Below are 9,924 nucleotides of genomic sequence, written 5' to 3'. Positions count from 1 at the left end.
GGACCGCCATAGCCATGGCGGTCCGGCCCGCGCGCAGCACACATTCCAAGCGCTAAGACCAGCGCGAACCATTCACACTTTGAGGAGATCCCATTATGGCGTCATTGCCGAACACCCGCGCAGGGCTCATCAGCTACCTGCGGAACCTCCCGAGCGGCCAGATCGTCTCGGGCCAGCACAACCGAGAGCCCAGCGCCACCTACCCAGCTGGCAGCTGGGACTGGAACAACTCGGCCGATCCGAAGTACTACCGGCCGTGGACCGACAAGGTCAACGCGATCACCGGGCTCTACCCCGGCCTCTGGGGGAGCGATTTCCTCTACAACGACCCGTTCGCCCAGGACGGGTGGCGGCGAGCGATGACCCAGCAGGCGGTGGACCAATGGCATGCAGGCTCCTTGGTCGCGTTGACCTGGCATATGACGCCGCCCAACGCCGGGGTCTCGTCGAGCGCGGACGGCGTCTCCACCAGCTGGAGCGGGTCTGACACGAGCGTCAAGATCGACGACAGCGGTTACTGGCGGCAAGATTCCACGTGGCAGGAGCTGCTGGACTGGCAGTCGAACAACGGACAGGGATCGAGCCTCTACCAGAACTTCCTCGGGAGGCTGAACGAGGCGGTGCCGTACTTCCAGACGCTCAAAGACGCCGGAGTCGTCGTTCTCTTCCGGCCCTTCCACGAGGTCAACACCGGCTGGTCCTGGTGGGGCGCGGGCGGCGGCGCGCAGCCGTACCAGCGCAACTACCGTCAGAAGCTCTACCAGTACACGCACAACTTCTTCGCCAACACCCACGGCTTCGACAACATCGTGTGGGTGTGGAACGTCCAGAACGACGGCAGCACAGGCGTGATCAACGACCTCTATCCCGGAGACGACGTGGTCGACGTGATCTCGCACGACGTGTGGGACACGAACCAGCCGCAGGACAACTGGTACGAAGTGCTCGCGACGCTCGCCGCGCCGGGCGGCAAGCCTCTCGGCCTCGCCGAGGTCGGCAGGCTTCCCGACCCCAATGGCGCGCTCCGCGGCCAGCCGGGCTGGAAGTACTTCATGTGCTGGGCGGAGTTCGTCGACGACGACATCAGCGAGGCCTCGCAGATCTTCGGCCAAGACATCACGAACTACAGCGGCGACCAGTCCAACCCGAACCAGTACACCAAGGACGTGTACTACAACGGGAACGTCGTGCACCAGGGGGCTTTCCCAAATCTCTCCTAAGAGGGGCGCGAATCCCGCTGCGGTCCGGTTTTGGCGACGACTTTGTGTTCCGTCAAAGCCGGACCGCGGGATGGCGGGGGTCGCGGTTCGGGCAGCAGCTCTCGCCGCCACCGGCCAAGTGCGCCAGTGGTCCCCAAGCGGTCCGCAAACGTTGGCCGTGGAAGAGCAGAAACCCCCTCCGCCCTTATGTCGGGCTGACAGGATTCGAACCTGCGACCCCTTGACCCCCGGTACATAGGTTTTGGTTGCTTCTGCTGTGAGCAGCCTATTTTCGACTACACGTAGCGTTCATGGGCGAGCGGGTCGTTCAGGATCGTGCAGAGCGTCTGGTCCCCAACTGGTCCCCAGCGCCCCATTCTGATGACCTCGATAGTCTTGGCTTATTCGGCGAAGTGGTGTCTGGTGTCGTGTTTCAGCCACGCGGCGATGGAGTTGATCGCCGCTGCGGCGATAAAGGACGGTTTGGCGATCAGCGGGTTGAGCTCGAAGGCGAAGGTCCAAGTGAAACTGCATCCGATATCGGTAGGTTCGACGAGATAGTCCTCGGCGAAGCGCCGGAACAGGGGCATGTTGGACTCGCGGACCCAGAAGGAATGTCGTCGGCCTTCTTCCCAGCGGAAGAATTCTTCGCGCAGGCGCATCGCTTTGCCGACGGTGATTTCGCGGGTTGTCCCGACTCCGAATGGGCGCGGCGAGGTGTAGCGGCCGCCGCTGAGCAGGCGGCACCACGCCAGCGGGGTCTCATTCGAGAGCCCCGACCACACGCGTTCCGCCTGCACGGGGAGGTCGAGCCGGAAGGATCGGACGACGGGGGCGGTCTCGAAGACGGACGCGTCGCATTCTTGCAGAGTGAACATTTCCGTCCTTAACGAGAGATATGGCGGCCGACGAGCTTGCGCGCCCGATAGTTGGTTTTTCCGTGCAGATTCGAGACGCCCCAAGTCGCGCGGACCGTCGCCGTCATGTCGGGGATCCAGTACCGGTCTTTGATCGCATCGATCGGGCGCGGGTCAGCGAGGTCGATCATGGCGGCGATATGGCCCTCGCCGTCCTCCTCGGACAGTCTCGCCAAGATCGCGCCGTCGCGATCGCAGATCTGGGTCTCGCCGAGCATGGCGGTCCGATAGGGGACATTCGGCAGCCCTGGCATGCGCATCGTGATCGGCCCGACGTGGCTGGCGTGGACCACGGGGGCTCCGACCAGGCGGGCGACCTGGCCCGGCAGTTTCTGCGCGAGGTCTTTGTGAAGCAAATGCTCGCGCTTGCCCCACCACCCGAGGGGGCCGGGCCAGTTGTGCGGCGCCGTCGGCCAGCACATCCCGCCCAGCACGGCGCGAACCCGGCCCCGGAGCCGCGCCGCTGTGCGGTAGCGGGCCCACTCCCAGCCGCACACCATTCCGACGGGGCCCAGCGTCGGGCTGTCGACGACGCCGTCGTCGTCGCCGCCGATGTAGAAGTTCTGCTCCCACATCGTGGGGATGTCTTTGTCGTGGCCGCGCACGGCGCCGTCGGGCTCCGCGAGAATGTAATGGCCGTAGGCGTCGCCGCCGCGCTCGACTAAGTATCCGCCGCCTATGACGACGCCGAGTTCCTGCGCGAGCCCGGTCAGGAGCTGGAACGGGGCACCGTGCTCGGGGCGTGGGACTGATCGCATCGCGGGGTGGTGCACGTTCGGCGCCGAAGCCGCCTCCGGCACGATGATGACATCCGGGGCGTGCGTTTTGTGTGCGTCGCGGATCAACCTTTCGATCCGCGCTAGGTTCTTGTCGACATCCGCGAGCTGTAGTGCTGGCTGCACTGCGGCGACTTTGACCGTGTGGTTCATGCGTGCTCCTCAGGCGTCGATCGTGAGCTTTGGGTCCAAGGAGCGTGAGACGCACGGGTAGACGATGTCCGTGCGATCTCGTTCCGATGGTTGGAGGATGTCGTCGCGATGGTCGGGGCGCCCGTGTAGCACCGCGAGCTCGCAGCTGCCGCATACGCCGCTCTCGCACGAGGCCGACAAGTTCGGCACTGCCGAGCGGATGGCGTCGAGCATCGACGTCCCTGCAGGCACCGCCACTGTTCGGCCCGAGGCCGCTAGCTCGACTTCGAACGCCGCATCCTCGCGGCGGCCCTTCTCGGACGGGGAGAACCGCTCGATATGGGCGGTCACTCCTTCACGCCTGCCCGCGAGCTCGACGACCACGTCCATGAGGTTGCTCGGCCCACAGCAATAGACAGCAGCCCCGTGGGGCAATCCGCCCACCCAGCTGTCGAGGTTCGGGCGAGGTTCCGCGTCGGCGTTCGTCAGCAATGCCTTGTCGCCGTGCTGTCGGGCGAGTCCGGCTCCGAACGGCATCCTCCCTTCGCCGCGCGCGCGGTACAGCAGCCGCCACGGCTTCCCGGCGGCCTCGACCGAGGCGATCATCGGCATGAGCGGGGTGATACCGATGCCCCCGGCGACGAAGAGGTACTCAGGCGCGTCCTGCAGCTCGAAGTTGTTACGCGGTCCTCCGACGGTGACGCGCGCGCCTTCGGGAAGCGCGTGGATCTCCATGGACCCGCCTTTGCCGCCCGGCTCGCGGAGCACGGCGATCCGGAGAGTCCGCCGGTCCTCTGGAGAGCCGCACAGCGAGTACTGTCGCAATTTTCCCGACGGCAGCTGCAGGTCGATATGCGCGCCCGGCCGCCAATCCGGCCACGTCTGGCCGTCTGCCCGGACCAGATCGAGTGCTTTGACCTCGGGGCTGATCGCCGTGATCTGGGCGACCGTCGCTTCGGCCAGTTCGGGAGTGGGCGGCCGCAGTTTCGGACTGCGCGGCGGACGCGCCCAGGGCTCGTCGTCCTTGTGCTCCCCGACGATCCTCCCGAGACCCGGCATACGGCCCCGGTATGCTTTGGCCGCGAGCAGTTCGGCGCGAACGGCGAGCTCCACAGCTGCTATCTCCCCGACCGCGCGCACGCTCGGGGCCAGACCGCGTTTGCGCGCCAGAGCGGCGGCGGCGCGGGCCACGCGCGCGATCGTGTAGACCTCGTGCGGCTTGACGAGGCGCTGATGGAGGTCTGACAACTCCGTCCCGCTGACCGCGTGGACCACCGACGCGACGACCTCTGGGGGGATCGCCGGAATCCGGGTCTCGAGGTTGCCGTAGTGGTAGGTCGGCAGGCATTCGAGATCGCGGGCGCGCTCCCAACGCCGAGCCGCCTTGTCCAACTCCTTCTTGTCGTCGAGGACGTCGACGACGTGCTCGCCCAGCCTGCGGCCCATCCACATCGCGTCCCGCATCCCTTGGCCGAGGACGGGGTCTTTGAAGTGGCCCGCATCGCCGATCAGCGCCCATCCGGGGCCAGAGGAGCGGCGGAAGTAAGCATGAGTCTGCGCGGTCGCCCGGATGACCGATCGATTCGCCGCTCCGGCGACCCGCTCGGCCAGCATGGGGAATTGCGCGACTTTGCGCGACCAGTACGTCTCGCCGTCGGCGCGCGCCTCGGCGACCTCCGACTTCGGGCCCATGAAGAGGACCAGCAGCCGCCCCCGGGGCGTGCCGGGGAAAGCGAACGCGATCGTGTCGTGCGTCCGGCCCTCCCACATCGTCGACGCCCATCGGGTTCCCGCGGCCGGGTCGTCCATATAGCGGAACACCATGCCGCGGCCGTTGCGCGAACGCCGGTACGGCTCCCACTCGCCGACCTGCTGCGCGACGGTGGAGTACCTGCCGTCGGCCCCGACCACAAGAGGCGCGCGGATCTCGCGGGCTGAGCCCCTCGCGTCGAGGTAGGCCACGCCGACTGCGCGCCCGCCTTCGAAGACGACCTCGTGGACCGCGCACCGTTCGCGAACGTCTGCGCCCGCCTCGCGCGCCGCGTCGACGAGCTGCGCGTCCTGGTCGGCTCGGGGAACGCTGATCGCGTAATCGATCCCGTCGACGGCCTGGAACCGCTCGGAGTGGCTGGCCTGGAGGAAGTCGACATGCACGTGGGTCATCAGAGACGGGTTCAGGGCGAGGATCCGGTCCAGCGCCCCCACGCGCGCCACCTCGCCGACGCCCATCGGGAAGAACACGTGCGTCGAGAGCGTGTCGGCGGGGAACGCCGCCTTCTCGAGCACGACGACCTTGCGCCCCGCCCGGGCGAGCGGGGCCGCCATCGCGGTTCCCGCGCATCGTGAGCCGACAATCACGACATCGGCGAATTCGGGAAGCATGTCATCCTCCATCAGTTGTGGGACACAGCAAACTATACCACTGAAATATCAGTGATATAGCAATGATATGGGCATGGCCCGTGATAAACAAGTGGGGATGACTAGTCGCAGAGCCGATCCGCAGATGCGCGCGCGCCTCTTAGAGAGCGCGGCGCACCTGCTCGCGACGGAGGGCCCGAGCGGCTTGTCGACCAGGAAAATCGCCGCCGCGGCTGGAACGTCGACGATGGTCCTCTACTCCCAGTTCGGATCGATGCCCGATCTGGTGAGGGCGGCAGTGGACGAAGGCTTCGCTCGTCTCGCCGAGCAATTCGAGCGTGTCCCCAAGACCGACGACCCGGTGGCGGACCTCGGCGGGATCTTCGCCGCCTACATCGCGAACGCCCGCGCGAACCCCGACCTCTACGTGGTCATGTTCGGCTCGGCATCGCTCGGAGGCTACCGAGGAGGCCCGGACGACGTCCTGCAGCCCGGGCGTTACGCCTACGACTACATTATCGAAGCGGCACGCCGGGCGGTCGCAGCCGGCCGCCTCGACGAAATCTCCCCGGTCGCCATCGCGGCGCAGATTTGGAGCACGCTCCACGGCTACATGGTGCTCGAGCTCGCGAACTACTTCACACCGCCCGACGCAGGGATCCGCAACGTGCTGCGCCCGATGATGCGCAATTTGGTCGTCGGGCTCGGGGACGTTCGCGAAGCGGCGGATCGATCGTCGCGAGCATGGTTCGCCGATGTCTGACTTGCGGCGTCGAAGGCGGGCGCCCGCGAACCGAGCACCCAAGAGGCGCAGGACGACAAGGTGAAAACCCGTCCGACATATGTCGGGCTGACAGGATTCGAACCTGCGACCCCTTGACCCCCAGTCATAACAAGCTCATACGCCAATGTTCGCCAGTGGTCGAGATAGCGAGATGAGAGCCTATTTCCGGTCACTGGCGAACATGGGTGAAAATCAGCGAAAATTGGCTAGTTGGGGTATGGGTGGGGGTACAAGTAATTAGATATAAGGGCAGTTCAACGACAAGATCTAGCAGAGGATTTTTCTAGATGCTCAAGTATAGGTGTCAATGAGCTTTGAGCCCCTGATTTCTGATCATGGTCCGCAGCATGGGGGAGCGCATTAGCGAAGCTGGCAGTGCCCAGGGGGAGTGCCCCCACCGGGCACCTAGCCCGCACCTCGGCCGCATAGGCGAATCCCCTCCCTAATTTTTTCCAACGGACCCTCTGTCGGAGCGCTATCGGGGGTACTCCCATAGCGTTGCGAATTCGCGGCTTTACGACAATCTGGGAGCTGCTATTTTCATGCCCTCAACCTCGCACCGCTTTGTAGAACGCTTGGTCGGTCGATCTGCGGATCACTCTTCGGTGCAGATGGTGTGCGACTTGTTCGGCGTTGTGCCTCGCTGTCTCCAAGTTGACGATGTGATTGTCGAGGCGGTGCAGCATGTGGAATACGTGTTCTACAAGTGCTCGTTCGTAGGTTTCTCTCACCTCGGCGTTGCGTTCTTTCGCGGCCTTGCCCTGGGGTTCTTTGCGGTAGCGGGGCGTGTAGTCGTAGGGATGGCGCTGCTTCCTCGGCGGCGGCAGGGGGCATTCTCGTGAGAACTCGCGTTGCAGCTCTTTCGAGTAGTCCGGTTGGGCGAACTCGAGGAAGAGATCTTTATAGACGCGATCCTCAGCGCAGACAGGTTTGAGCTGGAAGAGGCTCAGTTCTTCTGCCTCGAACAGCACCGGCAGCGTGAGGCCCCTGCACACCGTGTCGGTTCCCTGCGCGGTGATCGCATTCGACCGCGCCAGCACGGCGTGGGCGCACGCGTGAACCTCGTCAGCGCTCGGCGAGGTCCCGAAGTGCGGGATTCCGAAGCTTTGGCTCTCCTGGACACCTCCGAACTCCCAGCAATATTGCCCGTTCGTGGCACCCCTCACCCAGTTGTCGAGCGTCCGATGCCGCCACCGCGTCAGGTGTTCTGTGTATTTGCCGAGAGCCAGGGCGAGTCTGGCAAGCTCCCCACCGAGCGCCAGCAGGTCAGTGTTGGCGGCTTTCACCGCCTCCTCGCGCGCTCGAAGGCCCTCCACCCTCCTCCAGCCGACCCAACCGAGGGCGACGACGAGAATGGTGATGACTGCTGGTGTCGATGTGAGCAGATTTCTCTCGGCGGCCCAATGGAGCCAGCTCTTACCGGAGGATAAGAATTTCTTCTGCTCCGCTGGGTGGCGGATGAGGACGACACAGACCGTGATGAGCCAGGGCGCGGGCGACTTCAGCGCCCTCCGCAGAGGCTTGAAGGGAGAGGCGAGCGGGTTGATATACAAAGACCCGAGCCGTTGCGGCACTCGGACGGCCTTATGGAAAGCCCTCTCTCCCCGTTTGCCTTGCGCCACGTGTCGGGCGATGTCCTCGTACGGCATGAACTGGCTGTCTTGAGCGCGCCGGTGCTCCTCAGGTTTTTCCTCATGCCCGAGCGCGGCTAGATTGGCTTGAAGCTTCCGCTTGTTCCAGGTGGTGAACTTCTCCCACGCCAGATGGTCGTTCGGGAACGGTATCGCCCATATGGCGCTTTCGAGAAGGGTGGAGCCGAGCGCGATCGCAAGGAAGACCAGTAGCGCTTCCTGGGCCAAGGGCGGTATCCATTTCCAGAAATTCCAAGCCAACGATACCGGCATTGCCAGCACGAAGCATATCCAGAGAACATGCTCCAGGCCTTTCTTTGCGAAACCTTTGACCTTTTTCAGTATTCGATGCCGCACCATGCCTTGCAGTATGCGGCGAGGCACCGACACTCTGCTGACATCAGACGATTATGGGTGCTCTCCTGCGCTGTTCTCGTCCAGCTTAGCCTCGTTGGATTGGATGGCGTGTAGGAGGCGGTCTGCGGCTTCGGTGATGAGTTCGCTCGCGGCGGCGGCTGTGCGGAGGGAGGCACCGAGGGTTTGTAGTGTTCCGTTTCCAGTTGCGAGGGCGGCGGCGTGGTCGGTCAGCTCGATTGCGGTCTTCTCTGTGGTCGCAGCTGTGGCGATGGCGTACGCGGTTCCGGCTGCGGCGATCTTGCCGAGAGTTGCGGCGATGGCGTTGGCCGAGTTCGCGATACGGTCTGCCGTGTCGGATTGTTCGTGGGCAGCTGTCGTGTAGTTGCTGCCTGCATCCCCTCGCCATGAGCGTGTCGCCCGCAACGTCCCGGTCGTTGTGATGCCGCGAGCGGCGACGCTGGTCTGGGGCCAAGTTTGCGCGCTGGCGGCGAGTTGGGGCAGGGCGGACGCGCTCTCGGCGAAGTTGTCGAGCACGCCCTGTTGAGCGGCGAGCAGGGCGGCCAGGCCCGCGTGAAGCTCGCGCGCTTTTTCCCGCGTCCATTCGACATCGGTAGCGCTGAGCGCGTCGGCCATAGCCTGGTCGAACACGGAGGGGAGCGCGCGCCATGCCTCCGCGCTTCGCGTGTAGCGCTCCGCGACGGCCTGGGCGGCTGCGGGTTGCGGCGCTTGGATATGCGCTGTCACGGATTGCCCCTCTCGATCTGCTGGCCGATCCCATGCAGGCCGCGAGTGGATTCTTCCTCCGCGCGCTCGTACGTGTCCGCTGCGTGCGTGAGGTCGGCGCTGAGGCGTTCGGCCGCCGCGCTGCTCTCGGCGCACTGCTGGGAGAGTTGTTCCGCGAGGCTGTTGTGCGTTTGGCCCGCGAGCGCGAACACGCCGAGCCGGTCGGAGTCCAGGGCTACATCCCGGATCGACTGAGAGAGCCCCGCGAGGGCCGCGCCGCGCTCCCGCCATGTCTGCGCGTCGGCGCGCAGGTCCGCGATAGCCACGCTCGGCCCGTGGTCATTGCTGCTCAATGGCTCTGGCCCCTTCCCTCATTCGCATTGCCAGATGATCCGCACCGCGTCATACGCGATGTCCAAGGCGGTGTCTGGTTTCGCCGCTTCCTGTTCCACCAGTTCCCGCGCGTTGTCGGACGCTTCTACCAGGCCCCCCGTGATCTCCCAGTTCTCGCAGTCGTCGGCCCAGCGCGGATCGACGCCGCAGGACACAAATCCGCGCTGGTTCGCCTCCACGGTCACCGTCGCCGCCTCGTTCTTCCCGAACTCTGAGCCGCCCGCGTCGCGCGCCTGGTGGTCGAGGAAATCGCCGACAAGACTCGCCAGTGTGCGAGTCGGGGGGCCGAACATCTCGTCCGATCCCCACGGGAGCGGCGAGGGCTCGGGCTGCTCGCCGCGCGTCATCGCCTCATACACGAGCCGGGCCAGGGCCGCATCTTGCGCTTCTCGCGCCGCCTCGTGGCCTTGGCTGATCACGTCGTCCAGTTCTTCCGACTCCCGCACGACTCGCCAACGCGGCGCGAACGACACGTCCGTGATGTGGCAGCCCGCGTCGATGGTCACTGTCACCACTTCCCGGTCATCGAGCCCCTGCGCCGCCGCGATGTCGCGGAGCACGAACTCTGCTTGCGCGCGGGCCTCCTGGGCCGCGCGCCGCGCCGCAGCGAGCGAAGCGGAGAACCCCCGGATCGGGTCGTCGGCGGACATG

9 protein-coding genes are annotated in these 9,924 nt (G+C 65.4%); 2 read left to right on the top strand and 7 right to left on the bottom strand.

The features are described from left to right. Positions 1-95: 95 nt before the first annotated feature. On the top strand, positions 96-1,220 hold the full coding sequence (locus ACRC20_RS03040; RefSeq protein ID WP_438684866.1) for a glycosyl hydrolase: 1,125 nt from the start codon (positions 96-98) through the stop codon (positions 1,218-1,220). A gap of 380 nt (positions 1,221-1,600) precedes the next feature. On the opposite strand, the gene ACRC20_RS03035 is transcribed toward ACRC20_RS03040, so the two are convergent. The 3 genes from ACRC20_RS03035 to ACRC20_RS03025 are packed head-to-tail and all read right to left on the bottom strand — an operon-like array spanning position 1,601 to position 5,406. Beyond that, positions 1,601-2,077, bottom strand: coding sequence for an SRPBCC family protein (locus tag ACRC20_RS03035; RefSeq protein ID WP_438684865.1), 477 nt, complete (start codon positions 2,075-2,077; stop codon positions 1,601-1,603). Between the two features lie 8 nt (positions 2,078-2,085). Beyond that, complete coding sequence (locus ACRC20_RS03030; RefSeq protein ID WP_438684864.1) at positions 2,086-3,045, bottom strand: carbon-nitrogen hydrolase family protein; 960 nt, start codon at positions 3,043-3,045, stop codon at positions 2,086-2,088. Positions 3,046-3,054: 9 nt separating this feature from the next. Next, entirely contained in the window at positions 3,055-5,406 is a 2,352-nt protein-coding gene (locus ACRC20_RS03025; protein ID WP_438684863.1) for an FAD-dependent monooxygenase, read from the bottom strand. A 97-nt stretch (positions 5,407-5,503) separates the two neighbouring features. Between ACRC20_RS03025 and ACRC20_RS03020 the strand changes: the two genes are divergently transcribed. Beyond that, a complete protein-coding gene (locus ACRC20_RS03020; RefSeq protein WP_438684862.1) occupies positions 5,504-6,148 on the top strand; it encodes a TetR/AcrR family transcriptional regulator in 645 nt (214 codons plus the stop codon). A 569-nt stretch (positions 6,149-6,717) separates the two neighbouring features. On the opposite strand, the gene ACRC20_RS03015 is transcribed toward ACRC20_RS03020, so the two are convergent. The 4 genes from ACRC20_RS03015 to ACRC20_RS03000 are packed head-to-tail and all read right to left on the bottom strand — an operon-like array spanning position 6,718 to position 9,923. Beyond that, entirely contained in the window at positions 6,718-8,160 is a 1,443-nt protein-coding gene (locus tag ACRC20_RS03015; protein ID WP_438684861.1) for a hypothetical protein, read from the bottom strand. A 48-nt stretch (positions 8,161-8,208) separates the two neighbouring features. Beyond that, positions 8,209-8,901, bottom strand: coding sequence for a hypothetical protein (locus ACRC20_RS03010; protein ID WP_438684860.1), 693 nt, complete (start codon positions 8,899-8,901; stop codon positions 8,209-8,211). After that, positions 8,898-9,233: a hypothetical protein gene (locus ACRC20_RS03005; RefSeq protein WP_438684859.1), complete on the bottom strand. Its 336-nt coding sequence runs from the start codon at positions 9,231-9,233 to the stop codon at positions 8,898-8,900. Before ACRC20_RS03005 ends, ACRC20_RS03010 begins: the two co-directional genes overlap by 4 nt. 18 nt (positions 9,234-9,251) lie before the next feature. After that, the gene (locus ACRC20_RS03000) at positions 9,252-9,923 is read right to left on the bottom strand and encodes a hypothetical protein (protein ID WP_438684858.1); all 672 of its coding nucleotides are present in this window, start codon (positions 9,921-9,923) and stop codon (positions 9,252-9,254) included. Between the last annotated feature and the right edge of the window lies 1 nt (position 9,924).

It is taken from the genome of Segniliparus sp. (genome assembly GCF_051660745.1).
Lineage (GTDB): Bacteria > Actinomycetota > Actinomycetes > Mycobacteriales > Mycobacteriaceae > Segniliparus.
Note: the sequence above shows the minus strand (reverse complement) of the source record. Positions and strands in the feature narration are given on the sequence as shown.

Bases quoted from the DNA above. Each gene is read 5' to 3' on its own strand.
- ACRC20_RS03040 (WP_438684866.1), top strand. From the start codon at position 96: ATGGCGTCATTGCCGAACACCCGCGCAGGGCTCATCAGCTACCTGCGG.
- ACRC20_RS03035 (WP_438684865.1), bottom strand. From the start codon at position 2,077: ATGTTCACTCTGCAAGAATGCGACGCGTCCGTCTTCGAGACCGCCCCC.
- ACRC20_RS03030 (WP_438684864.1), bottom strand. From the start codon at position 3,045: ATGAACCACACGGTCAAAGTCGCCGCAGTGCAGCCAGCACTACAGCTC.
- ACRC20_RS03025 (WP_438684863.1), bottom strand. From the start codon at position 5,406: ATGCTTCCCGAATTCGCCGATGTCGTGATTGTCGGCTCACGATGCGCG.
- ACRC20_RS03020 (WP_438684862.1), top strand. From the start codon at position 5,504: ATGACTAGTCGCAGAGCCGATCCGCAGATGCGCGCGCGCCTCTTAGAG.
- ACRC20_RS03015 (WP_438684861.1), bottom strand. From the start codon at position 8,160: ATGGTGCGGCATCGAATACTGAAAAAGGTCAAAGGTTTCGCAAAGAAA.
- ACRC20_RS03000 (WP_438684858.1), bottom strand. From the start codon at position 9,923: ATGTCCGCCGACGACCCGATCCGGGGGTTCTCCGCTTCGCTCGCTGCG.